This window comes from Nocardioides terrae (genome assembly GCF_900112345.1).
GTDB classification, from domain to species: domain Bacteria; phylum Actinomycetota; class Actinomycetes; order Propionibacteriales; family Nocardioidaceae; genus Nocardioides; species Nocardioides terrae.
Window position 1 is genome coordinate 15,809 of record NZ_FOLB01000008.1, and the last position, 23,111, is coordinate 38,919.

Sequence of the window (23,111 nt, forward strand, 5' to 3'; positions counted from 1 at the left end):
GGCACCAGACCATGCGTAGACGTGAGTTCGCGGTTCTGGCGGGGCCGAGCATCCTGGTGATGGTGGGCCTCCTGGTCCTCCCGCTGGTCCGCACCATCGAGTGGAGCTTCCAGAAGGTCGACTACGGGTCACCCGGCTCCTTCGTCGGCCTGGACAACTACCAGGAGGCGTTCAGCGACCCGCGGTTCGGGAAGGCGGTGATCTTCACCGTCATCCTCACCCTGATCGTGACCGCCGTGCTGCTCGTCGCGGGCTACGTCCTCGCCGTCCTGGTGAACGGGCTGCACCGGGCCAAGCCGTACGTGCTCGGACTGCTCCTCGTGCCCTACGTCATCCCGCAGATCGTGGGAGCGACGATGTTCTCGTGGCTGTTCAACCCGAACTACGGGGGAGTGCTCAGCTACCTCATCGAGAAGCTGACCGGCGCCCACATCCTGTGGATGAGCGAGACCTGGCCGAACCGGGTGGTCGTCTCCCTCGACGTCATCTGGGCGATGCTGCCCTTCGCGATGCTCATCATCGTGGCCGGGTTGCAGGGCGTCTCCGACGAGATGATCGAGGCCGCACGGATCGACGGGGCGAGCACGCTCCGGCTCCACCTCAGCGTGATCGTGCCCAGCATCCGCGGCGTGCTCGGCTTCGTCGCCCTCATCTCGATCATGGACGTGGTCCGCACCTTCGACGCCTTGGTGCCGCTCTCGCCCCAGGCGGTCCAGATCGGGAACGAGTCGATCATGCTCTACATCTACAACGTCGCCTTCCAGAACGGCGGTCAGAACCTCGGTCTCGGTAGTGCCATCGACGTCCTGCTGATCCTTCTGATCGTGGTGTTGTTGTTGCCCTTCATCCGAGGCGTTGCGAAGGAGACCCGCGCAGGATGAGCACTCTCACTGGCGCCACCGAGTCCGCAGGCGAGGCCGTCCCCCTGGCCGATGACGTGCTGCAGCCACGCCCCCGTCGCCGGCGCGCTGGAGGCGAGGGCGCTGCCGGTCGCCGGTTCATGGTCGGCGGGCTGCTGCTCCTGGTCTGCTGGGCGATGCTCAGCCCGGTCCTGTGGACCGCCATGGTGGTCACGAAGCCGACCAGCATCGCCTTCATCAACCCGCCGCAGTTCACCTACCACCCGTCGCTCGACGCGTTCGTGAACCTCTGGCAGACGACTGACTTCTACAGCTACCTGAGCAACACCGTGGTCGTCGCGGTGGTCAGCACCCTCTTCGCGCTGCTGCTCGGCGTCCCCGCGGCGTACGCGCTCTCGCGCTTCCCCAGCTGGATCTCGGTGGTGCTGCTCGTCGCGGCCCTCGTCTTCCGTGCGCTGCCGCGCTTCGCGGTGGTGCTGCCGATGTACGACATCTCGCGCAGCCTGGGGATCTACGACACCAAGATCGCGGTGGTCGCGGCGCTGGTGGCGATCAACCAGCCGTTCAGCATCTGGCTGTTGCGCAACTTCTTCGCCGAGATCCCGCAGCAGCTCGACGAGGCGGCGATGCTCGACGGCTGCTCGCGGGTGCAGGTGCTGTGGCGGGTCATGGTCCCGCTGATGGGGCCGGGCATCCTCACGGCGGGGATCTTCATGTTCCTGTTCGCCTTCCAGGAGTACCTGACCGCGCTCATCCTCACCGACGTGCACTCCCCGACGGTTCCGGTCTTCATCGCCACCCAGCTCGGGCAGACCTTGCCGTTGCTGCAGCAGGCCGGTGCCGCGTCGATGCTCCTGACCCTGCCGGTCATCGCCTTCGCCTTCATCGCGCAGCGGTACCTGGTGGCCGGCCTCAGTGCCGGCTCCGTGAAGGGATGACCCCGCCGGACGAGCCGCTGGTCCTGCTGCCCGGGATGGGCTGCTCGTCGCGGATGTGGGACCAGGTGTTGGCGGCACCCGACCTGGACGGCTCGGTCTCCGAGGTACGCCGCCCGGCGCTGCGCGGTCGCTCGCTCGGCGAGTGCGTCGACGCTCTGCTCGACCAGCTGCCGCAACGGTTCGCGCTGGCCGGGCTGAGCCTCGGCGCCATCGTCGCACTGGCGCTCACCCGCCGTGCGCCCGATCGGGTCGTCCGCCTGGCGCTGCTGGCCGTGAACCCGCGGCCGCCGCGGCCGGACCAGCTGGAGGCGTGGGCCGCCCAGCGGCGGGCGTTGGCCGATGGCGCGTCGGCTCGGCAGCTGCAGGAGCAGCTGCTCCCCGTGCTCGTCACCCCGCGCCACCGGGCCGAGCTCGAGCCGCTCGTGCTCCGGATGGCCGACGAGGTCGGCGAGGAGGACCTCGACGACCAGCTGGCCATCCAGCAGACGCGCATCGACGAACGGCCCGCACTCCGGAGGATCGGCGTCCCCACTCTCGTGCTGGCCGGGGCCCAGGACGCCCTCGTCCCGGTGGCGCGTCATGAGGAGGTCCGTGCGTCGGTGCCGGGCGCGCGCCTGGCGGTGCTGCCGCACTCGGGCCATCTCAGCACCTGCGAGGCGCCGGCCGAGGTCGCCGCAGAGCTGCGCCGGTGGTTGCGGGGGTCAGACGCGTAGCTCGCGCAGGAGCGCCATCATCGACAGGGTGAGGTTGTGCACGACCACCCGAGCCCCGTCCGCGAGGGCGGCCCGGGCCGCCTCGGCCGATCCGGCCAGGTCGCAGCGGACGACGTCCGCCGCCGATGCGTGCGTGGTGGCCACGAGCTCGCTCAGCGAGGGATCGTCCCCGGCGCGCGACGCACCGAGGTCGGACGTGCCGATCAGGTATCCGTCGATGCCGGGCACGCCCGTGATCTCCGCTGCCGCACGCACCGCGGCCGGTGACTCGATCATGGCCACGACGAGGACGTCCTCCGCCCGCCTGAGGTGCTCCTCGACGCCGAGCGCGCCGTAACGGCCTGCCCGCGAGTAGGTCGCGTAGCCGCGGTCTCCCCGAGGGGGATAGCGGACCGCCCGGAGCAGGCGCTCGGCATCGTCGGCGCTGTCGACGTGCGGTGCCACGACGCCCTGGACACCGAGGTCCAGGGCGCGGAGCAGGAACGGGGTGTCCCCGGCGCCGTACCTCACCATCACCGGCAGGCCGAACGACTCGGCGGCGGTGACGTGGTGGCGCAACGCGCCGAGGTCGGCCGACCCGTGCTCGCAGTCGACGAGCACGAAGTCGTGACCGGCCACGGCCAGCATCTCGACGATCTCCTCGGACGGCATGCGCACGAGAGCGCCGACGAGGTCGTCCCCGGCTGCCAGCCGGGCGCGCAGGGTGGGCACGTGCCCGCGGCTGCTCACGCGATCATCCCTCCGGAGAAGTCCAGGTCCGTGCCGGTGAGGCCCGGCATCGCCAGGAGCGAGACGAGGGCGTCCGCGACCTCGGCCGGCGTGACCATCCTCCCGAGCGCCGCGCGCTCGACGAACGTCCGCCGGGCCTCGTCCACGCTGGTGCCGGTCCGTTCGGCCTCCAGGCGGAAGTTGCGCTCCATGCGCTCGCTCTCGACGGGCCCGGGGGACAGGGTGTTGACCCGTACGCCGTGCGGGCCGGCCTCGTGCGCCAGCGTCGTGCTCAGGCCGATGACGGCCATCTTCGACGCGCAGTACGGTGTGCGCCGCGCGAGCGGACGCTTGCCCGAGACCGAGGCGACGTTCACCACGTCGCCCGATCCGCGGGCGTACATCGCCGGCAGGAACGCTCGGGACATGAGGAAGGTTCCGCGCACGTTGACCGCGAAGACCTCGTCCCACTCCTCGGGTGAGACGTCCTCCAGCGGTGCGACCGGTCCGGCGATCCCGGCGTTGTTGACCAGCACCGACACCTCCTCACCGCCCAGCCGCGCGGCCAGGTCGGCGACCTGCTCGCAGGACGCGACGTCACACGTCTCGGCCCGGGCGGCGGCGCCGAGGTCGGCGGCCACCGCTCGGACCGCCTCGGGACGACGGCCGACGAGCACGACCTTGAGCCCCTCCTCGACCAGACGCGCCGCCATCACCGCACCCAGGCCGCTGCCTCCGCCGGTGACGACGGCGACGCGCCCCGCGAGTCGGTTCACCGCTTCTCCGACGCGACGACGTCGTCGATCCACGCGAACCGGTCGCCCCCGTGGCGCCACGCCCGCACGTCGCCCGACCTGGCGTGGCCCTCGAAGAGCTCCACCCGTGCGGCACGCCCGCAGACCCGGCCCAGGTCGGCGCTGCTCGCGGGGTCGGTGATCTCCTGGTAGGTGACGGTCTTGAGGTACTTGCCGACCCAGAGGCCACCGGTGTAGCGGGCGCTGCCCAGCGTGGGCAGCACGTGGTTGGTGCCGATCACCTTGTCGCCGTAGGACACGCAGGTGTTCTCACCGAGGAAGAGAGCGCCGTAGTTCCGCATCCGCTCGAGCGCCTGACGTGGGTCGGCGGTCAGCACCTGGACGTGCTCGGAGGCGAACGAGTCACCGACCGCCCACAGCTCGTCCATGTCGTCGACCACGACGACCTGGCCGTGGTCGCGCCACGCCGGCTCGGCGAAGTCCTTGGTCGGCATGCCCGGCAGGATCTCGTCGACCAGCCGGATGACCTCCTCGGCGAGCGCGCGCGAGGTGGTGACGAGCACCGCGGGGGAGTCTGGGCCGTGCTCCGCCTGGGAGAGCAGGTCGACCGCGCACGTGAACGGGTCGGCGTCGTCGTCGGCGAGGACGAGGATCTCGGTCGGTCCGGCGAACAGGTCGATGCCGACCTCGCCGAACAGCTGGCGCTTGGCCTCGGCGACAAAGGCGTTGCCGGGGCCGGCCAGGAAGTCGACGCGGTCGATCGACTCGGTGCCGACGGCCAGGGCGGCGACGGCCTGGACGCCGCCGAGGACGTAGATCTCGTCGGCGCCGGCCCGGCTCATCGCTGCGATCGTGGCGGCCGGGATCTCGCCGCGGATCGGGGGAGTGCACGCCGCCACCCGCTCCACGCCTGCGACCTTGGCGGTCACGACCGTCATGTGCGCGGAGGCCGTGAGCGGGTAGCGGCCGCCGGGCACGTAGGCGCCGGCCGCCGACACGGGGACGTGCCGGTGCCCGAGGCGGACGCCGGGCAGCGTCTCGATCTCGATGTCCCGCATCGAGTCGCGCTGGGCCTGGGCGAACCGGCGTACCTGGCTCTGGACGAAGTCGATGTCCTCGATGACCTGGTCCGGCAGGGAGTCGACCAACCGCTGGACCTCGTCCTGGTCGAGGCGGAAGCTGTCCGGCGTCCACGAGTCGAAGACGCCGGAGTACTCCCGGACCGCCGCGTCACCACGCGTGCGTACGTCGGCGATGATCTGCGCGACGCGCTGGGCGACGTCCTCGCGGGCGCGGTCGGCGAACGTCGTGGTGGGCGCGCTCTTGAGGTACTCGGCCATGGGGACTCCTACGGGGTCAGCGGGTCGCGTTCGGGTGCGACATACGTATGTCTTACATGACACTGGCGCGCCGGCCGGTTTGTCAAGGGTCCTGCGAGTGCAAACGTATAGAGTTATGCTGCCGCCAGGATCGGGCGGAGGACGAAGTGATCACCAGCAAGGACGTGGCGAGGCTCGCCGGCGTGTCCCAGCCCACCGTGTCGCGCGCCCTGAACGACCATCCCAAGGTCTCGGCGGCCACCAAGCAGAAGGTGCGCGAGGCCGCTCGCGCCCTGGGCTACGCGCCGAGCGCCGTCGGGCGGGCGCTCTCGACGGGACGGACCACACGCGTCGGCCTGGTCGTGACCGACCTCGACAACCAGTTCTACTCCTACGTCATCGCGCCGATGCACGACGAGCTCGGCCGGTTGGGTCACGAGCTCGTCCTGGTCACCGAGGCCGACGAGACCGGTCCCATCGCCGAGCGGCTGATCAGCCTCGGCCTGGCCGGCGTCGTGCTCGCGACGACGACGGTCGACTCGATCCTCCCCGCTCGGCTGCAGGACCGTGGGATGCCCTTCGTCTACTTCAACCGGGTCGCCGGCGTGGAGGCGGACGCGGTGGTGGTCGATCCCTCCGCCGGGGTGGAGGCCCTCGCCCGCGCGGTCGCTGACGCGGGACACAAGCGCGCAGCCGCCATCTTCGGTCCGCACAACACCAGCACCGGCGAGGAGCGCGAGCGCGCGATGCGCGCGGCCCTGGAGGAGGTCGGGATCTCGCTGTCACAACGCGACGTGGTGCACGGGCCGTTCGACTTCGAGAGCGGACGTCGTGGTGCGCACGAGCTGTTGGGTCGTGACGGCGCGCCCTCGCTGCTGATCTGTGCCAACGACCTCGTGGCCCTGGGAGCCCTCAACGCCGCGGCGGAGCTCGACATCGACGTGCCGGGCCGGGTGTCGATCATCGGGTTCGACGACCTGCCCCCGTCGCGCTGGGCACTGGTCCAGCTGAGCACCGTGGCCTACGACCTCGAAGCGATGTCGCGTGAGGCGGCCCGGCTGATCGTGAGCCGAGTCCAGGGCGACCGCGGTGCGCCGGCGCGCCGCGTGGCCTTCGGGACCACGTGGGTCCCGCGGGCTACCGTCGGACCGTCCCCGCGCTGACGGCGCCGCACAGGCTCGGTCGGGCAGCGACGGAGCAGGGCGCTTGCGCATCGGTAATGCATACGCATACAGTTGCCTCATGGCTCTAGACCCGATCGCCTACCGCCCCTACGCGGACCCGGACGAGTTCATCCGTGAGGTCACCGACCTCATCTGGGTGCAGCGCGACGTGAACCACATCGTGGAGAACTACGAGCCGGACTCCATCGTCCACGGCGGTCTGGGAACGACGACCGACCGCGCGGGCGTCATCGAGGGCAGCCTCATGCGGATCGCCGAGTCCCCCCACCACGTCGGGCAGGCCGAGGACGTCGTCTGGGAGGCCCGCGGGGACGACGCCTTCCTGTCCTCGCACCTCGTCTTCTCCAGCGACGAGTACCTCGTCGCCGGGCAGATCCGCCGGGTGCGGTCACGGACGATCGCCAACTGCCTCTACCGCCGAGGGCGGATGGTCGAGGAGTGGGTGGTCCGCGACACGCTGGCCCAGGCCCTCCAGCACGGGCTCGACCCGGACGAGGCGGCGCGGAGCATGACGTTCCGCGGCTTCCGGGGCTCCTGGCTCGACCCGGCTCCGAAGGACCCGCTGGCCGAGGGGGACAGCGGCCCGCGGCCCGACGACCACCGGGCGGAGTGCGAGATGGTGCTCGAGATGATCGAGGAGGTCTGGAACGGGCGGCACCTCAACCAGGTGGGACGGTTCTTCCACCGCGACCTGTTCCTCGACACCGTGGGCGACGTCACCATCACCCGTCCGGACGGCTACCAACGCGACCTCCTCACCCTGCTGTCCGCGTTCCCCACCGCGCAGTTCGAGGTCCGCGACATCCAGACGAACCACGCCGAGCGGTACGCCGGCCTCCGGATCGCCGTGCTCTGGAAGCTCGTCGGGGGCTACGACGGTCGAGCCCTCTTCGGCCCCCTCACCGGAAAGCCGGTCGACCTCATGGGCGTCTCGCAGTTCCTGGTCCACGACGGCCGGATCGTGCGGGAGAAACGCATCTACGACGACCTCGCCCTGCGCGCCCAGATCAACAGCACGCGCGGCGACGAGCCCGTCGCCAACACCAACATCTACTGACCCACGCCCGGCCGATGTCTGCCGGGCAGCCGTCTACCGACCGCGGGGCCGTCCGGCTCCGGAGGGGAGTCCGTCATGACCGAAACAGGGAGCGCCACCCCCGTCAGCTCCGACGAGGTCGCCCGCCGCACCATCCTGCGCAAGGACTGGGTCCCGTGCAAGGCGGCGTTCATCGACTGCCGTACACCGGGGTCGGACCGCAAGGACAACTACTCGTTCATCGGGATGGGCGTCTCGCAGAGCTCCGACCAGTTCGTCAATCTGGTGGAGCCGCACGGGTTCAACGTGGGTGCGGCGGGCATGCCGAACGGCACGGTGAACAGCCTGCACATGCACTTCACCGCCGAGGTCTTCATCAACTTCGGCGGCGACTACCAGCTGCGCTGGGGCGCTGACGGCACCCAGGGCGAGTACCGCTCCGTCGACGGTGACGTGATCTCGGTGCCGACCTGGGTCTTCCGTGGCTTCACCAACGTCGGTGCCGACGACGGGATCCTGCTCACGGTTCTCGGGCAGGACGACAACGGCGGCATCATCTGGGGCCCGCAGGTGCTCGAAGAGGCCGCTCGGCACGGGCTCTACCTCACCGCCGACAACCGCCTGGTCGACACGGTCTCCGGTGACACCGTGACCGAGGACGTCGCGCTGATCCGACCCATGCCGCAGGAGGAGATCGACGAGCTCGGTGTCGTCACGCTCGAGCAGTTCCGCCAGCGGGTGATCACCGCCGCCGAGCGCGTGTGGGTGGACAAGCCGTTCCTCTGCTCGGACCTGCCCGGCGGGGGCGCCCAGGCCAGCCTGGTCATCGGCTACGGCATGGTGGAGGACCGTCGTGCGGCCCCGCGCCTCACCAACCCGCACAGCTTCGACCTGGCCTGGCTGCGCGCCACACCAGGGGAGGGCGTGCTCACCCACCGCACCGCGGAGCCAGTGGTGCTCATCGTCAAGGCGGGCCGCTGGGTGGTCCGGGTCGGAGACCCTGCCGACCCGCACGTCGTGGAGCTGGGCCCCCAGGACGTGTTCTCGGTCCCGCCCGGCGCCTGGCGCTCGTTCACGCTGCTCGATCACGAGGGTGGCGTCGCCGGGGCGGCTGGCACGGGCGAGCTCATCGCCGTGACGGGCGGCGACGCCCGGACCCGGTTGGTCTGGGCGCCCGACGTCGTGGGCGCCGCCCGCGAGGCAGGCGTGGTCATCGACCCCGACGGCTATCGCGCCCCCGCCGCGGTCATGGTCACCGCCACCGAGGATGACTGAGTCCGACCGCGTCGTCGTCGCGGTCTGCCAGCTCGACGGCGTCGCGGCCCGCGACGACCGCGAGGTGATCCGTCGCGCCGTGACCGCGGCAGCGGACCGCGGCGCACGACTGATGGTGCTCCCCGAGCTCGCCGCGTGCGGCGGGGTCGTCACGAGCCGCGAGCAGTCCCGAGCGGTCGCCGAACCGCTGGACGGAGCCACCGTGGCGCTGGCCGCCGAGCTCTCGGCCGAGCACGGTTGCGTGGTCGTTCTCGGCCTCGCGGAGGCGGGCACCGGTGGCAAGGTGCACAACACGGCAGTCGTCCTCGACCGCGGAGAGCTCAGGGCGACGTACCGCAAGGTGCACCTCTGGGGTGCCGAGAAGAACGCCTTCGATCCGGGCGACCAGCCGCCGGCGGTCGTCGACACCAGTGCCGGCCGCGTCGGCGTCATGGTCTGCTACGACCTGGAGTTCCCCGAGTGGGTGCGGATGGCCGCCGAAGCGGGCGCCGAGGTGCTCGCCGTTCCGGCCAACTGGCCCGTGCGCCCCGGCGGCGATCCGCAGCGGCCCTTCGAGGTCGTCAAGGCGCGGGCGGCTGCCGTCACCTACCGCGTGAACGTCGCCGTCGCCGACCGGTGCGGCGTCGAGGACAGCGTGGACTGGTACGGCGGCTCGCTCGTGTGCGACGTCAACGGTGAGCTGCTCGCCGGACCCGCCTGTGCCGGGCCTCAGGACGGGCGCGGGGCACAGCCCGCGATCCTCACCGCGCAGGTCGATCTCGGCGCGGCGCGCGACAAGCGGCTCGGCCGCTTCAACGACGCCTTCGCGGACCGGCGACCGGATCTCTACACCCGGTGACCGGCGGCAGACCGGGCGTCGGATGTCCGGCCGGTGAGACTCTGCGCGACGTTCGAAGCTCGAGACGGCCGTCTCATGTCCAAGCGCATGTCCAAGCCCATGTCCGAGCCCATGTCCGAGCGCACCGTCCGTTCGCCTGACGTCGATCGATCTTGCGTGCACGACGCGGGGTCGGCTCTCCGACGAGGTCGAGACTCACCGGCCCCGAGTCCGGGTACCGGTTCCTACGGGAGTTCTCTTCCCGGGAGTCAGGAGGCTCCTGATGGACTCCGACGCTGTTTGGACGGAGGGGCCGGCACTGTCGGCGTGGATCTACGACTCGCCGAGGGGCGCGGCGGCCGGCAAGGTGCGCCTCGAGCGGCTCAGTCAGCGGGGCGCGGTCGTCGTGGTGGACGCCGCGACGGTGACGTGGGTCAAGGGGGCGCATCGCCCCCGCATCGGACGTCCCCATGTCGCCACGATGATGCGTGCGAACCGAACCTCACCGCTCGAGGTGCTCCTCGGTCACCTCGTGTTTCCGAGCGCAGGGAGCCTCGACGGCCCGGCCGGCCTCGACTCTGCGCTCCATGGCACCCAACTCACCGAGGACTTCCTCCTCGCGCTGCGGGCCGGTTTCGCTCCCGATACCTCCACCCTGCTGGTCCTGTCGAGCGACGCTGCTTTCGACGAGGTCCAGGTCGTCATCGAGAGAGGGCGAGCCCGCGGGGATGTCCGCCTTCTCCACACACCTCTGGGTGTCGGCGGGATGGCGGCGCTCGACGCGTTCGCTCACACGAGCGCTCGTCCGGATAGGTGACGCAGCAATCGATCATCGCCGACTCCTATCACCCACAGACTCGCAGGTGTTTCGGTCCCTGACCGAGGGCTCGACCGGTCCAGTGTGCGCCCGGAGTTCCGCGTACAGCTCCAGCTCCGGACGCGGAGTCCGTGTCAGGACAGGGTCAGGCCGGCAGACCAGTAGCCGTTGAGGGTCGTCGCCGTGTCGAGGCCCGCGACCACGTCCGAGCGTACGACGAGGATGGCGCGGGTCTGATCGGTCAGAGGGATGGCCAGGCCGGCGCTCGCGCAGTCAGCGACGTTTCCGATCGCGAGGACGCCGGTGAACGAGGGTGCCAATGTGCACACTGCTCCGGGCACCGGGGTGAAGACGTTGTCCCCGGTCGAGGACGTCCAGACCTGAGCCTGGAGGGCGAGGGTGGAGCCGACCAGTGACATCGCGTTGGTGTTGGTGAAGTAGGCATCGATGCCGGTGAGGGTGTGGGAGCCCGTGATCGGCTGGGCCAGACCGGCGACCGCGCTGTTCGTCGCGTCGATCGCCCCACCGGCGATGGCGACGCCACTGACCGAGCCGGTGCCGTTGATGGGCAACACGGCCACGGTGTTGTTGGCCCCACCAAGGACGGTCGTGGTGGTCGCCACCTGGCCGCTGCTGCTCGACAGCATGGCTCCGGAGCCTGCCGGGCCGGTGGCACCGGTCGGGCCCGAGGCACCCGCGGGGCCCGTCGCGCCGGTCGGGCCCGTGGCACCGGTCGGGCCGGTGGCGCCGGTCGGCCCGGCGGGGCCTGTCGCGCCGGTCGGTCCGATGTCACCGGCCGTGCCCGTCGCGCCGGCCGCACCCGTGGCTCCAGTGGCGCCGGTCGGGCCGGCGGGGCCGGCGGGGCCGATGTCACCGGTTGCGCCCGTCGCCCCAGCGGGACCGGCCGCACCGGGCGTGCCCGTGGGGTGCTTCACGCCGCGGACCCAGTTGATGTGGTCCTCGCGCGGCCGGCACTGCGTGACCTTGCGGACGATGCGGATCTTGCCGGTCTTGACGCTGAAGCAGGCGCGGATGACCCGGACGTCCTGCTTCGACCTGTTGGCAGCATCGGCAGCATCGGCCGCCCCGCCAGTGCCCACGGCGGTGGCTAGGGCCAAAGTGGCGAGGGACAAGGAGGCGAGGGCGCGGGGCCGAGAGGTGGGCACCGGATGACCGTAGTGGACCAGCGGAGGAGCTGTGGCGCATTCGGAGAGATGGAGCCCGCGCAGAGGTCGCCTGCTCGGGTCGTACGACGGCGCCGCGACGCCCGCCATCGAGGGGTTCAGCGCGACGCCGGCGCCGAGAAGCTCCTCGGCCTCGTCGGTCCTGCCGAGGTGCAGGAGGGCGAAGCCGAGACGCATGGGGGTGGCCGGGAGGCACCCCGGTCAGGGTAGGGCGGTGCGCTCGCGCGCGAAGGCGAGGTTCTGTTCCACGCGAGGTCGCTCCTGTGGCGGCAGCTGCGGGTCCGCGAGCACGGCCTGGGCGAGGGCAGCGGACTCGGCGTACCTGCCCACCCAGTAGCTCGAGATCGACAGCTCGTCGCGGGCCCGCCAGCCGTAGCAGTCAGGGGACACGAAGAGGATGTCGTCCGTCGGCGCGAGCTGGACCGCTCTGGTTGCGAAGACGTGGCCGAGTTCGTGTCGTCCGAGCTCGCGGAGATAGCGGGCCAGCTGGACCAGGGTCTCGGCCCGTCCGGGTCGGCGTTCGAACGCCGCCAGGTAGGCTGCCAGCACGTCCCGGTCGCTGTCCGCCAGTCGCTCGCGCAGCAGTGCCACCTGCAGCAGCGAGTACCACACCTCCTCCTCCCAGCCGCCCAGGGAAGCCCGGTGCTCGTAGGCGGACAGGGCCTCCCGCTCCCGGCCGAGGTCGCGCAGCGTCTGGGCTCGGTAGAAGGCATAGCGCGCGTTGTCGGGCTCGACCGTGAGGCCGCCCTCCAACAGCGCGAGATCGCGCTCGAACTTCCCCCGGCGGTTGGCCCCCTCCGCATGGTCGTGGAACCAGACCCCGCCCAGGGTCGGCCGGGCGGCCGAGCCGATGTCGAGATATTCGTGGGTGACGCCCACGTAGCGCGCCGGTGCGTCGACTCTCAAGAGTCTGACGTTGGCGTAGTGGAGTCCGCTGGCCCGCTGGCCGAGGAGGTAGGCGTCAGCGGCCAGCGAGTCCCGGAAGCCGGGGTCGTCGACCACGAGCTCCATGTCGGCGTCGCACAGCAGGAGGTAGTCGACCCCGTAGGCCGCGGCGGAGTCACGCGCCAGGGCCAGGGATTCGTTGCGGGCCTGGGCGAAGTCGTCGAAGCGGCCGTGGGTGACGCGGCCCGGCACACCGCGTCGCTCGAGGAATGACCGGACGATCTCTGCCGTGCCGTCGGACGAGCCGGTGTCGTGGATCGCGTAAGCGTCGATCCAGGGAGCCGCGGCCGCCAGGCAGCGTGCGATGATGGCCGCCTCGTCCCTGACGATCATGGTCAGGCAGAGCCTGGCTCGGGTATCGGCCACGGCCAGGAAGTCTAGGTTGTCGCCTCCGACCAGCCAGGGGGACCGACTTGGTGCAGTGCGACAAGGCACCGAGAGGCGCGATCCGCCTAGCATCGACTTCCATGACAGGTGCGGCGTCCCTCGCGCCGGCGTCGAGCGGGGGGATGCGCCCTCGCGCGAGCCTGGGTCGGGTGCTCGACGACCTCGGGGACACCCTCCTCGAGGTGCTGGTGGGCACCCCCGACCCCGACGTCGTGATCGACGGGATCGTGATCCACGACCCGCTCGACGAGCCGGTGTACCCCTCCGGCGCTCTTGTCCTGGCCGTCGGGCTCACCGGTGACGACCTGATCCCGTTGTTCCGATCGCTCGGGGGCGAGCCGGTAGCCGGGGTCGTCGCGCGCCTTCCGGTCACCGTCACGCCCGAGCTGGTCGAGGCGGCGGATGCGAACGGGATCGCCCTGCTGGGCCTCCGGCGCGGAGCCACCTGGGCGCAGCTGAGTGCCCTCCTCCGCTCTCTGCTCGCCGAGGGGGACGTGGGTGTTGTGCCGCAGGAGTCGCTCGGCGGACTGCCGTCCGGCGACCTCTTCGCCGTCGCCAACGCGGTCGCGGCCCTCCTGGACGCACCCGTGACGATCGAGGACCGCAGCTCGCGCGTGTTGGCGTTCTCGGGACGGCAGGACGAGGGCGACCCATCGCGGGTCGAGGCGATCATCGGGCGCCAGGTCCCCGAGCGGCTGGCCCGCGTCCTCAACGAGCGCGGGATCTTCGGCGAGCTCTACCGAGCCCAACGGCCCGTCGTCATCGAGCCATGGGGCGACGGCGTCTTCAGGCAGCGCGTGGCGATCGCGGTCCGCGCGGGCGACGAGGTGCTGGGCTCGATCTGGGCCGTCATGGACGGGGAGCTGAGCGCCGAGCGTGAGGCGGCGCTCCAGGACGCCGCCAAGCTGACCGCCCTCCACCTCCTCCAGGTGCGTGCCGGCGCCGACGCGCAGCGACGGATCCGGTCCGACCTGGTCGCGACCGCCCTCGAAGGCGGCTCGGACGCCCGCAGTGCCCTCGACCGGCTCGGGTTGACCAACCGCATGGTCGTCGTCCTGGGCGCCGGCCTCCGCGGCCGCCCGGGCGAGGGTGCCGACGAGCAGGCGGCCGCCTCCGACTGGCAGAGGCTGAACGACGCGTTCGCGGTGCACATGTCGACGTCGGTGCCGCGGGCGGCCGTCGCGCACATCGGCGCCGCCGTCTACGCGCTGATGCCGGTCGCGGACGAGGCCGGGGCGGCGCGCGCCGTACGGCTCGCCGAGGAGTTCCGCGACCGGCTCGGAAAGGGGCTGCCGGTCGTCGTCGCGGTGGGGCCCGCCGTACGCGGTATCAACGAGATGGTCGAGGGCCGGGCGGTGGTCGACCGGGTGCTCCGCGTCCTTCGCGACGGCCACGCCACGCGGCGCGTGGCCAGCCTGCCCGACGTCTACACCCAGTCGCTCCTGCTGGAGCTCCGCGACCTCGCCATCGTGCGCGGCGACGGGCCGATCGGGCCGATCGCTGAGCTCCTGGCGTACGACGAGCGACACGACTCCGGCCTCCTGGAGAGCCTGGAGGCATGGCTGGACGCCTTCGGGGACTACACGGTCGCGGCCGCGGCCCTGTTCATCCACCCGAACACCCTCCGCTACCGGATCAGGCGCGTCGCCGAGCTCAGCGGCCTCGACCTCGCCGACCCGGACCAGCGGTTCGCCGCCCTGCTGCAGCTCCGCATCCTCGCGCGCCGATGACGACCACTGGAGATCCCGTGACGCACACCTCGACCGCACGCCTCTTCTGGGAGCAGCACGCCTGCCTGCCGCTCACCCGCCAGGCGGATGTCGGCGACATCCTGCGCTACCGCCGCGACGGCGGAGCGTTCGTGTGCGTCAACGTCGGCTACGCGCCGCACACCCGAGAGGACTCCCTGGGATTCCTGGACGACTTCCGTCGCCAGATCGAGGAGCATCCGGAGCTCGGCCTGGTGGGGGGCGTCGACGAGATCGACGACGCCCACGACGCGGGCCGGATCGTCGTGGCCTTCGACCTCGAGGACTCGCGTCCGCTCGCCGGCGACCTGGACATGGTGGACACGTTCTACGACCTCGGCGTGAGGTCGCTCCTCCCCACCTACAACACGGCGAACGCCGCGGGCTGCGGCTGCCTCGACACCGAGGACACCGGGCTGACCGCCTGGGGTCGCTCGCTGGTCAAGCGGATGAACGAGGTCGGGATGCTCGCCGACGGCTCCCACTGCAGCGTGCGGACCGGGCTCGACATCTCGGAGATGAGCGAGCGGCCGATGATCTACTCCCACTCAGGGATGAAGGGCGTGTGGGACCACGCCCGCAACGTCACCGACGAGCAGGCCCGCGAGTGCGCCGCGACCGGCGGTGTCATCGGGATCCCCGGCATCGGCATCTTCCTCGGGCCCAACGTGGCGACGCTCGACGCCTACATCGCGCACATCGACTACGCCGTCGACCTGGTCGGATGGGAGCACGTGGGCATCGGGAGCGACTTCTCCTTCGACGCCGAGGACGTGCAGGGCGAGCTCGTGGAGAACCCCGACCTCTTCCCCGAGGAGTACAACCGGTGGGGCGTCATCGAGTTCATCGACCCGGAGACGACGGTCAGCGTCGAGGGTGCGCTCGCGGAGCGCGGATATCCCGCGGAGGCGATCGACGGGATCCTGGGCGGGAACTTCCGCCGCGTCGCCGCCCAGGTGTGGCGCTGAGGGCTTTGTAGCGGTCCACCAACCAGCCCTGGGTTTGTTGTCGGTCGCCACGAGGCACGGCGGTCGGCGTGGACCTACGGTGAGCGAAGAGAGCCGTGCCCCACTCGGCCGAAGCCCTTCGCGGAAGGAAGAACCATGTCACTCCTGCTGACCGGTGCGACCGTCATCGACGGCGTCACCGACGACGGCGTCGATGGTCTGGCGATCCTGGTGCGAGACGGCCGCATCGTCGCCATCGGCCGACCTGACGAGCTCGACGTACCGGAGGACACGGAGGTCGTCGACGTCAGTGGGAAGTTCATCATCCCGGGCCTGATGAACGCCAACGTCCACCTCCTCATCAACATCTTCCTCGAGACGCTCGTCCGGTACGACGGCCGCTACGAGGACCTGATCGCCGAGGCCGCCCAGGTCGCCCTGAAGAGCGGCATGACGACCGTGTTCGACACGTGGGGGCCGCGGCGCGCGCTCCAGGCGGTCCGCGACCGGATCGACCGCGGCGAGCTGGTCGGCAGCCGCATCCGTTGCGCCGGCAACATCATCGGGTTCGACGGCCCGTTCTCCCCGGACTTCGACGGGCGGATTCCCGGCGTGGGGACCGGGCACTTCGTCGACCGCGTCAACGCGACGTGGGTCGAGAACACCGGACGGCACCTGATGTGGCTCACCCCCGAGGGAGTCGGCGACGAGGTCCGTGACTATCTCGGGCGCGGCATCGACTTCGTCAAGTACGGGTCCAACGAGCACGGCGGGACCTCCGCCGGTGCCTTCCTCCAGTTCTCGGAGCGCGCGCAGCGCGTCATCGTCGAGGAGGCCCACCGTGCAGGGGTGACCGCCCAGGCGCACACCGGGACCGTGGAGGGCCTGAGGATCGCGGTCGAGGCAGGTTGTGACCTCGTGCAGCACGCCAACATGACCGGTCCGACCGAGATCCCCCAGGAGACGCTCGAGCAGTTCGCGCCGAAGGGCTGCGCCGCCACCGTGTTCCCGCTGACCGACCACGGGCGCGACATCCTGAAGAAGTCCATCACCGACTTCGAGTGGACGATCTGGGCGGCGTCGGACACCAACTGCCGCAACCTCGTCGATGCCGGCGCCAAGATCCTCCTCGCCAACGACGGCGGCATCTTCGCCCGGGAGGTGATGCAAGAGCCGATGATCGCGGCCACCTGGAACGGACTGCCCGAGGACGAGGCCCTCAACCGCCTGGCGACCGGTCACTTCGTCTGGCTCCGGGCCATGGAGGAGAAGGGCATGGCGCCCATCGAGCTCCTGCGCGCCGCGACCCGCAACATCGCCGAGGCCTACCAGGTCGACGACGACCTCGGCACGCTCGAGGCGGGCAAGATCGCCGACATGGTGGTCCTCGACGCGAATCCCCTGCAGGGCGCGAAGAACTACCAGAGCATCCATGCCGTCATCAAGGGCGGCGTGATGGTCGACCTCGACGCGCTCCCGGAGCAGCCCCTGCTCACCGCCGAGCTTCCTGCCGCGCTCGAGGAGGAGGCCCGCTACAAGCGACCCCTCCACCACGGAGAGCGCCTGCCCGGATGCCCGGGACACCACTGAGCTCCGCGACGGATCCGAGACACCCGTGAACTCCGGAGCTCGTGTCGTCATCGTCGGTGGCGGCGCCGTCGGGCTCGCGGCGGCGTACTACCTGCAGCGGGAAGGGGCGGAGGTCGTCGTCCTCGATCGTGGGTACGTCGGCGACGAGGCCTCGCGCGGCAACGCGGGATGGATCACGCCCATGCTGTCGGCGCCCATCCCGGCCCCCGGGGTGCGGCGGTACGCCGTCCAGGCGATCGGCAGACCGGACTCGCCCGTCTTCATCCCGCCCCGCGCGGACCTCGGCCTGGCCCGGTGGCTGTGGCGGTTCTGGAAGGCCTGCAACCCCCGGGACTACCACGCCGGCCTCGCCGCGCTGGCCGCCCTCAACGCGCGGACCATGCCCCTCTTCGACGAGCTGGTCCGGGACGACGTGCAGTTCTCGATGTGGAAGAAGGGCCTGCTGTTCGCCTTCACGAGCGAGAGCAGCGCGCAGCACGAGCTCGAGACCCTGCAGCAGCTGGCCCCGTTCGGCTACGACGTGCCCACCGACCTCCTCGACGCGGCCGGCATGAGCCGGCTCGAGCCGACGCTGTCGTCGCGGGTAGCCGCCGGCTTCCTGCTCGCCGACGAACGGCACGTGGACCCGCAGACGCTCACCCGAGGGCTCGCGGAGCGCCTGCTCGAGGGGAAGGCGACCATCCGTGAGGGCCTGGAGGTCACCGACCTCGAGATCAGGGGTGGCCGGGTCGTCGCCGCCCTCGCGGGCGGAGAGCGGATCGAAGCCGATCAGGTGCTGCTCGCGGCCGGCGCCTGGACGGAGCCGCTGGCGCGGAAGCTGGGCGTGGACGTCCCGGTCCAGGGTGCCAAGGGCTACAGCTTCAGCCTGCGACTGGAGCACCCGCCGAGCCATCCGCTCTACCTCGGCGACTCCAAGATCGGCGTCAGCGCCTTCGACGACGGCCGGACCCGCGTCGCCGGCACGCTCGAGCTCAGCGGGCTGAACACCCGGATCGACCAGCGTCGCGTCGAGTCGATCCACCGGCAGGCCCAGGAGTTCCTCGGCGCCCCGGCCGCCGGCCCGATCGAGGACGTCTGGGCCGGCATGCGGCCGCTGACCTACGACGGCCTGCCCGTCGTCGGCAGGTCGAACCACTACGAGAACGTCTTCGTGTCGACGGGCCACTCGATGCTCGGCATCACGCTGGCGCCGGCCACCGGCGAGGCGGTCGCGGAGCTCATGCTCACCGGCAGGACGCCAGAGGTCCTGCAGCCGTTCTCGCCGGCACGCTTCCAGCGATCTCGAAGGAGCAGGACATGAACGTCGAGCTCATCCGCGTCGGGAACGCCCTGGACTTCAAAGACCTGCCGTTGTCGGCCGCCTGCCGGATGGGCGACGTCGTACACACGGCCGGCATCCTCCCGATCGACCCGGACAGCGGGAAGCTCGTGGGCGGGAGCATCGAGGAGCAGGCCCGGCTCACGCTGACCAACCTCGTCGCCATCCTGGAGCGCGCCGGCTCGTGCCTCGCGCAGGTGGGGATCGTGCGCATCTTCCTGGCCGACATCGCTCGGGACCTCGCCGGGTTCAACACGGTGTACCAGGAGTTCTTCGCCGACCATCACCCCGCGCGCTACGCGCTCGGGGTCCAGCTGGCGTTCCCCGAGCTGAAGGTGGAGATCCAGGTCGTCGCCGGCTGCCCGGTAGGGGAGCGGACCGCATGACCGCACTCGAGTCGTTGCGCGCACCGCTCGCCGACCTCCTCGACCGACAGTCGGAGGCGACCGGCGTCGCCGGAGCCGTGGTCGGGATCTCGGTGGGCCGCGAGCAGCTCGCGCTCGCCCACGGCTGCGCCAACCTCAACACCGGCCAGGCGTTCACGACGGACACCGGCTGGCTGCTGGGCTCGGTGACCAAGGTGCTCACGACCACCGCGTTGCTCCGACTGGTGGAGCGGGGCGCGGTCGACCTGGACGCCCCCGCGCATCACTACATCCCTGACCTCAGGCTCGCGGACACCGCGGCCGCAGACGCCATCACGGTGAGGATGCTCCTCAACCACACCAACGGCATCGACGCGGACGACCTGATGCCCGACGGCGTGCGCGGCCGCGACGCCAGCAGGTCCTACGTCGCGCACCTGCACCAGGTCGGCTGCCTCTTCGAGCCGGGCGCGGGGGTGCACTACTCCAACCCCGGGTTCGTGCTCGCCGCGCGCATCCTCGAGGAGCAGACCGGGCTGCCGTACGAGCTGGCCCTCGAGGCCGAGGTGTTCGGCCCGTGCGGGATGACCGATGCGACAGCGGTCCAGACGCAGGCGTTTCTGCGGCGTACGGCGATCGGCGCCTTCGCGGCCGAGGAGCCCGGGCGGCTGCGGGCCACCGAGCTGTTCACGCTGCCCGAGTCCTGCGCGGGGGCCGGTGCGACGCCGATCGTCACCGTCGCGGACATGATCGCCTTCGGGCGGATGCACCTCTGCGGCGGTCGGGCGGTCGACGGCCGTCGCGTCCTGTCCGAGGAGCTCGTCGCAGCGATGCGGACGCCGACGGTCGACCTGGGCATCCCGCAGGCACCGCCGATCGGGCTCGGCTGGTGGCTGATCCCCATCAGCGGAACGACGGCGGCATGGCACGGCGGCGGCTCCCTCGGCGGCAGCTCGAGCTTCTGCATCATCCCCGAGCTCGACGCCGTCATCGTCAGCTTCGTCGCCGGACCGAACGTGCTGCTCAACGACAGCCTCCACACGACCGTCATCGAGCACCTCACCGGACAGCCGGCGGCGCCGCCGGTCGTCCCCGTACCGACCACACCCGACCCCGGCGTGAGCGGCGAGTACGCCAGCTTCCAGAAGCGGCAGACCGTGACGACGCACGGCGAGAAGCTCCTCGTCGAGACCGCGACGACGTTCGTCGACGACGACCATCGACGCGTGCTGGAGGCCTACGGCGGCTTCGGCACGACGACCCGGGAGTACGTCGGGATAGCGCCCGGTCAGTACATGCTCGACGGGACGGACCCGGAGAAGCTGACCGGCTTCTACGGGCGACTGACCCTCCTCGCCGAGCTGCCCGCGGCGCCTGGTCGCCCGCGCGGTCTGCACACCGCGCTGCGCTTCATGCCCCGGGAGGGATAGGCGGGGAGGCGTCGGTTCTGCCACGATCGGGTCCAGGACCCCGGGACATCCGGCCACCCTGACCGGTTCGCCTGACCGAGGTCCGCGGAAGGAACGCGATGAGCCGGCCGCTGGCAATCACCCATGCGACGGTGGTCACCGGTGACGCGCGAGGCACCCTCCTCGAGGACCGGACGATCACCGTCGACGACAGCGGCCTCATCACCACGGTCGCCCCGACCGCCCAGGTCGAGGTGCCGGTCGGGGCTCGCGTCATCGATGCGACCGGCAGGTTCGTCCAGCCCGGTCTCATCAACGCGCACGCCCACCTCTTCTCCGACGGGAAGCCGCTGAAGCCGGTGCTCGCGGACCCGCGGGTGGGGACGCTCGTCGCCCGCTTCCTCCGCGGCCCGATCGGCCAGCGCTGGCTGCTCGGGAAGACGAGGAACGCCGTCGAGACGCAGCTCAACACCGGGGTCACCACGATCCGCAGCGTGGGCGACCCCGGCTACGAGGTGGTCCAGGTCGACAGGGAGATCCGGGAGGGGCGACTGCTGGGTCCGCGCCTGATCCCGTCCGGTCCGCTGCTGGCCATCCCGGGCGGACACGGGGCGCCACAGATCGCGCTCATCGGTGCCGACGCGGACACGGTGCGCAAGCACGTCCGCAGGAGCCTCAGCAGGGGCGTCAGGGCCATCAAGATCTCCGCCACGGCCGGTGTCACCGACGCCAAGGAGGTCGGGTACGCCGGACGCCCGGAGATGACCGAGGCGAACATGCGCGTCATCTGCGAGGAGGCACACCAGGCAGGCGTCCTGGTCGCCGCCCATGCCCAGGGCGCCGACGGCATCCGTGCCGCCCTGCGGGCCGGCGTGGACACCATCGAGCACGGCGCGAACCTGACCGACGACATCATCGACCTGTTCAAGAACAACCCGAGCTCGCTGCGTGGCTTCTCGGCGCTCATCCCGACGCTGATGGCGTGCCTCCCGCTGGTCAAGCTCGACCGGGCGATCACCGGTGCCAACGAGGTGGCCAAGGTCAACGCGGAGATGATCTTCGAGGAGATGCTCGGAGGCATCCGCATCGCCTTGGAGTGCGACATCCTGCTCGGCATGGGCACCGACTCGGCCCTCACCTTCGTCACCCACTACAACACCTGGCGCGAGCTCGACTTCCTCATCCGGTACGCCGGCCTCACCCCGGCGCAGGCGCTGCACGCCGCCACCCAGGCCAACGCCCGCATCCTCGGTGTGGAGGACGTCACCGGCGCCGTCGAGCCGGGCCGCGCGGCCGACCTCGTCGTCACCTCCGCGAACCCGCTCACCGACATCCGCACCCTCGACCACCCCATCAGCGTGGTCGTCCGCGGGCACGTCATCGACCACCCGAAGGTCGAGCGGTTCGCCGAGCTCGACCAGCTGATCGACCAGTTCTGACGCTCCCACGCGCGCGCGGGGTCAGCTCGGTCGAAGGAGGCGCTCGTCGGGGATGACCGCGACGCCGAGGATCTCGATCATCGCCTCGGGCTGCCACAGGCAGGTGGTGCCGATCCCGGCCATCGCCGGGTAGACCGGGCCGGCGAGCTCGCGCCAGACCCTGCCGATCTCGCGCCCGTGCGCCTGGTAGTCGGGGATGTCGGTCAGGTAGATCGTGATCGAGACCAGGTCCTCGGGGACGCCGCCCGCCTCGCGCAGCGTCGCGAGCACGTTGGAGAAGGCCTGCCGGAACTGCTCGACGATCCCGCCCGGGACGATCCGCATGTCCTTGTCGAGCGCCGTCTGGCCGGCGAGGTGGAGCGTGTTGCCGCTCAGCGTGCCGTGGGAGAAGCCGCTCGGCTCGGCGAGCGTCGCGGGGTTGATCGCCACGGGGGTGAGGTCGGTCGTCATGCGGCAACGGTACGACGCCTATTGACAGTTGCACAACGTTCGTGCAGAAATTGAAATATGCGACTGGCGACCGTCCGAACCGACTCCGGGCCCCGTGCCGCCGTCTGGCGCGAGGACGGCTGGCACGCGCTGCCGGCCCCCGACCTCAGTGCCTACCTGGCCGCCCACACGACCGCCGAGGCCGACGGCCTCGCCGGCGACGCGCTGCCCGGCGCCGTACCGCTGCTGCCGTTGCCGGCGCCCGGCAAGGTGATCTGCTGCGGGCTCAACTACGCCGACCACATCACCGAGATGGGCCGCGAGCTGCCGAGCCACCCCACCCTCTTCGCCAAGTACGCCGACACCCTGGTCGGCCCCGACGCCGAGATCCGGCTGCCCGACGGCCTCGACGTCGACTGGGAGGCCGAGCTGGCCGTGGTCGTCGGCACCGATATCCGCAACGCCGGTCGCGAGCAGGCCGGGGCGGCGATCGCCGGCTACACCGTCGCCAACGACATCTCGATCCGGGACTGGCAGAACCGCACGCTGCAGTGGTTCCAGGGCAAGGCCTGGGACGCGAGCACGCCGCTGGGCCCCGTCGTCGTCACGCCCGACGAGATCGACCCGGTCGCCGGCGTCGAGGTGACCTGCCGGGTCAACGGCGTCGAGCGCCAGCGCGGCAACACCAAGACGCTGGTGTTCGACAGCGCCGCGCTGCTCGCCTACGTGTCCACCTTCACCGTGCTGCGACCCGGGGACGTCGTCCTGACCGGGACGCCGGGCGGCGTCGGGATGGGCATGACGCCCCCGACCTACCTGGCCGACGGTGACCTCGTCGAGGCCGAGGTCACCGGCATCGGCTCGATCGCCGCCACCATCCGCTTCAGCCGCTGACCAACCGCCCGGCTCCGCGCAGCTGAGCCGGCCC

Annotated in this window: 22 protein-coding genes; 16 read left to right on the forward strand and 6 right to left on the reverse strand. The window is 71.0% G+C overall.

Annotation, left to right across the window (positions count from 1 at the left end):
• The first annotated feature begins 11 nt into the window (after window positions 1-11).
• Genes BM236_RS11645 through BM236_RS11655 form a run of 3 tightly spaced genes read left to right on the forward strand, consistent with a single transcriptional unit; the run spans window position 12 to window position 2,511 of the window.
• Window positions 12-881, forward strand: coding sequence for a carbohydrate ABC transporter permease (locus BM236_RS11645; protein ID WP_091123903.1), 870 nt, complete (start codon window positions 12-14; stop codon window positions 879-881).
• Window positions 878-1,798, forward strand: a complete 921-nt coding sequence (locus BM236_RS11650) for a carbohydrate ABC transporter permease (protein ID WP_091123906.1) — start codon at window positions 878-880, stop codon at window positions 1,796-1,798. Before BM236_RS11645 ends, BM236_RS11650 begins: the two co-directional genes overlap by 4 nt.
• Window positions 1,795-2,511, forward strand: a complete 717-nt coding sequence (locus BM236_RS11655; protein WP_091123908.1) for an alpha/beta fold hydrolase — start codon at window positions 1,795-1,797, stop codon at window positions 2,509-2,511. The genes BM236_RS11650 and BM236_RS11655 overlap by 4 nt, the downstream gene beginning before the upstream one ends.
• Here BM236_RS11655 and BM236_RS11660 read toward each other — a convergent pair.
• The 3 genes from BM236_RS11660 to hisD are packed head-to-tail and all read right to left on the reverse strand — an operon-like array spanning window position 2,500 to window position 5,314.
• A complete protein-coding gene (locus tag BM236_RS11660; protein WP_217645307.1) occupies window positions 2,500-3,240 on the reverse strand; it encodes an HpcH/HpaI aldolase family protein in 741 nt (246 codons plus the stop codon). The two genes, BM236_RS11655 and BM236_RS11660, sit on opposite strands and share 12 nt — an antisense overlap.
• Window positions 3,237-3,995: an SDR family NAD(P)-dependent oxidoreductase gene (locus BM236_RS11665; RefSeq protein WP_091123910.1), complete on the reverse strand. Its 759-nt coding sequence runs from the start codon at window positions 3,993-3,995 to the stop codon at window positions 3,237-3,239. Before BM236_RS11665 ends, BM236_RS11660 begins: the two co-directional genes overlap by 4 nt.
• Window positions 3,992-5,314, reverse strand: coding sequence for a histidinol dehydrogenase (gene hisD / locus BM236_RS11670; RefSeq protein ID WP_091123913.1), 1,323 nt, complete (start codon window positions 5,312-5,314; stop codon window positions 3,992-3,994). The genes BM236_RS11665 and hisD overlap by 4 nt, the downstream gene beginning before the upstream one ends.
• 146 nt (window positions 5,315-5,460) lie before the next feature.
• Here hisD and BM236_RS11675 point away from each other — a divergent pair, with 146 nt between their 5' ends.
• The 5 genes from BM236_RS11675 to BM236_RS11695 all read left to right on the forward strand — a co-directional run bounded on the left by BM236_RS11675 (window position 5,461) and on the right by BM236_RS11695 (window position 10,422).
• Window positions 5,461-6,456 carry a LacI family DNA-binding transcriptional regulator gene (locus tag BM236_RS11675; RefSeq protein WP_217645308.1) on the forward strand — a complete coding sequence of 332 codons (996 nt, stop codon included), beginning with the start codon at window positions 5,461-5,463 and terminating at the stop codon, window positions 6,454-6,456.
• Window positions 6,457-6,535: 79 nt separating this feature from the next.
• A complete protein-coding gene (locus tag BM236_RS11680) occupies window positions 6,536-7,534 on the forward strand; it encodes a nuclear transport factor 2 family protein (RefSeq protein WP_091123918.1) in 999 nt (332 codons plus the stop codon).
• 75 nt (window positions 7,535-7,609) lie between these two features.
• Window positions 7,610-8,788: a cupin domain-containing protein gene (locus BM236_RS11685; RefSeq protein ID WP_091123920.1), complete on the forward strand. Its 1,179-nt coding sequence runs from the start codon at window positions 7,610-7,612 to the stop codon at window positions 8,786-8,788.
• Window positions 8,781-9,626, forward strand: a complete 846-nt coding sequence (locus tag BM236_RS11690; RefSeq protein ID WP_091123923.1) for a nitrilase-related carbon-nitrogen hydrolase — start codon at window positions 8,781-8,783, stop codon at window positions 9,624-9,626. Before BM236_RS11685 ends, BM236_RS11690 begins: the two co-directional genes overlap by 8 nt.
• A 262-nt stretch (window positions 9,627-9,888) precedes the next feature.
• Window positions 9,889-10,422, forward strand: a complete 534-nt coding sequence (locus BM236_RS11695) for a hypothetical protein (RefSeq protein WP_091123925.1) — start codon at window positions 9,889-9,891, stop codon at window positions 10,420-10,422.
• Window positions 10,423-10,556: 134 nt separating this feature from the next.
• Here the strand turns inward: BM236_RS11695 and BM236_RS11700 are convergent, their stop codons facing one another.
• Window positions 10,557-11,783, reverse strand: a complete 1,227-nt coding sequence (locus BM236_RS11700) for a hypothetical protein (RefSeq protein WP_091123927.1) — start codon at window positions 11,781-11,783, stop codon at window positions 10,557-10,559.
• 24 nt (window positions 11,784-11,807) lie between these two features.
• Window positions 11,808-12,917: a glycosyltransferase family protein gene (locus BM236_RS11705; protein WP_139230090.1), complete on the reverse strand. Its 1,110-nt coding sequence runs from the start codon at window positions 12,915-12,917 to the stop codon at window positions 11,808-11,810.
• A gap of 170 nt (window positions 12,918-13,087) precedes the next feature.
• Here BM236_RS11705 and BM236_RS11710 point away from each other — a divergent pair, with 170 nt between their 5' ends.
• From BM236_RS11710 to BM236_RS11740, 7 genes are all read left to right on the forward strand, one after another.
• Complete coding sequence (locus tag BM236_RS11710; protein ID WP_245750294.1) at window positions 13,088-14,668, forward strand: PucR family transcriptional regulator; 1,581 nt, start codon at window positions 13,088-13,090, stop codon at window positions 14,666-14,668.
• Window positions 14,665-15,654, forward strand: a complete 990-nt coding sequence (locus BM236_RS11715) for a dipeptidase (protein WP_091123936.1) — start codon at window positions 14,665-14,667, stop codon at window positions 15,652-15,654. Before BM236_RS11710 ends, BM236_RS11715 begins: the two co-directional genes overlap by 4 nt.
• Before the next feature lie 135 nt (window positions 15,655-15,789).
• Window positions 15,790-17,223 (forward strand): amidohydrolase family protein, encoded by a 1,434-nt coding sequence (locus tag BM236_RS11720; protein ID WP_091123938.1) that lies wholly within the window; start codon window positions 15,790-15,792, stop codon window positions 17,221-17,223.
• A gap of 25 nt (window positions 17,224-17,248) precedes the next feature.
• Window positions 17,249-18,523 carry an NAD(P)/FAD-dependent oxidoreductase gene (locus BM236_RS11725; protein ID WP_175507659.1) on the forward strand — a complete coding sequence of 425 codons (1,275 nt, stop codon included), beginning with the start codon at window positions 17,249-17,251 and terminating at the stop codon, window positions 18,521-18,523.
• A complete protein-coding gene (locus tag BM236_RS11730; protein WP_091123943.1) occupies window positions 18,520-18,927 on the forward strand; it encodes a RidA family protein in 408 nt (135 codons plus the stop codon). The genes BM236_RS11725 and BM236_RS11730 overlap by 4 nt, the downstream gene beginning before the upstream one ends.
• Window positions 18,924-20,336 carry a serine hydrolase domain-containing protein gene (locus tag BM236_RS11735; protein WP_091123945.1) on the forward strand — a complete coding sequence of 471 codons (1,413 nt, stop codon included), beginning with the start codon at window positions 18,924-18,926 and terminating at the stop codon, window positions 20,334-20,336. The genes BM236_RS11730 and BM236_RS11735 overlap by 4 nt, the downstream gene beginning before the upstream one ends.
• Before the next feature lie 98 nt (window positions 20,337-20,434).
• Window positions 20,435-21,754, forward strand: a complete 1,320-nt coding sequence (locus tag BM236_RS11740; RefSeq protein ID WP_091123948.1) for an amidohydrolase family protein — start codon at window positions 20,435-20,437, stop codon at window positions 21,752-21,754.
• 21 nt (window positions 21,755-21,775) lie between these two features.
• Here the strand turns inward: BM236_RS11740 and BM236_RS11745 are convergent, their stop codons facing one another.
• Window positions 21,776-22,204 carry a RidA family protein gene (locus tag BM236_RS11745; protein ID WP_091123950.1) on the reverse strand — a complete coding sequence of 143 codons (429 nt, stop codon included), beginning with the start codon at window positions 22,202-22,204 and terminating at the stop codon, window positions 21,776-21,778.
• 57 nt (window positions 22,205-22,261) lie between these two features.
• Here BM236_RS11745 and BM236_RS11750 point away from each other — a divergent pair, with 57 nt between their 5' ends.
• Window positions 22,262-23,077, forward strand: coding sequence for a fumarylacetoacetate hydrolase family protein (locus BM236_RS11750; protein WP_091123952.1), 816 nt, complete (start codon window positions 22,262-22,264; stop codon window positions 23,075-23,077).
• Window positions 23,078-23,111 lie beyond the last annotated feature (34 nt).

Excerpts from the sequence above, each read along its gene's own strand:
- BM236_RS11645 (WP_091123903.1), top strand. The coding sequence starts at position 12 with ATGCGTAGACGTGAGTTCGCGGTTCTGGCGGGGCCGAGCATCCTGGTG.
- BM236_RS11650 (WP_091123906.1), top strand. The coding sequence starts at position 878 with ATGAGCACTCTCACTGGCGCCACCGAGTCCGCAGGCGAGGCCGTCCCC.
- BM236_RS11655 (WP_091123908.1), top strand. The coding sequence starts at position 1,795 with ATGACCCCGCCGGACGAGCCGCTGGTCCTGCTGCCCGGGATGGGCTGC.
- hisD (WP_091123913.1), bottom strand. The coding sequence starts at position 5,314 with ATGGCCGAGTACCTCAAGAGCGCGCCCACCACGACGTTCGCCGACCGC.
- BM236_RS11680 (WP_091123918.1), top strand. The coding sequence starts at position 6,536 with ATGGCTCTAGACCCGATCGCCTACCGCCCCTACGCGGACCCGGACGAG.
- BM236_RS11685 (WP_091123920.1), top strand. The coding sequence starts at position 7,610 with ATGACCGAAACAGGGAGCGCCACCCCCGTCAGCTCCGACGAGGTCGCC.
- BM236_RS11690 (WP_091123923.1), top strand. The coding sequence starts at position 8,781 with ATGACTGAGTCCGACCGCGTCGTCGTCGCGGTCTGCCAGCTCGACGGC.
- BM236_RS11695 (WP_091123925.1), top strand. The coding sequence starts at position 9,889 with ATGGACTCCGACGCTGTTTGGACGGAGGGGCCGGCACTGTCGGCGTGG.
- BM236_RS11700 (WP_091123927.1), bottom strand. The coding sequence starts at position 11,783 with ATGCGTCTCGGCTTCGCCCTCCTGCACCTCGGCAGGACCGACGAGGCC.
- BM236_RS11715 (WP_091123936.1), top strand. The coding sequence starts at position 14,665 with ATGACGACCACTGGAGATCCCGTGACGCACACCTCGACCGCACGCCTC.
- BM236_RS11720 (WP_091123938.1), top strand. The coding sequence starts at position 15,790 with ATGTCACTCCTGCTGACCGGTGCGACCGTCATCGACGGCGTCACCGAC.
- BM236_RS11730 (WP_091123943.1), top strand. The coding sequence starts at position 18,520 with ATGAACGTCGAGCTCATCCGCGTCGGGAACGCCCTGGACTTCAAAGAC.
- BM236_RS11735 (WP_091123945.1), top strand. The coding sequence starts at position 18,924 with ATGACCGCACTCGAGTCGTTGCGCGCACCGCTCGCCGACCTCCTCGAC.
- BM236_RS11740 (WP_091123948.1), top strand. The coding sequence starts at position 20,435 with ATGAGCCGGCCGCTGGCAATCACCCATGCGACGGTGGTCACCGGTGAC.
- BM236_RS11745 (WP_091123950.1), bottom strand. The coding sequence starts at position 22,204 with ATGACGACCGACCTCACCCCCGTGGCGATCAACCCCGCGACGCTCGCC.
- BM236_RS11750 (WP_091123952.1), top strand. The coding sequence starts at position 22,262 with ATGCGACTGGCGACCGTCCGAACCGACTCCGGGCCCCGTGCCGCCGTC.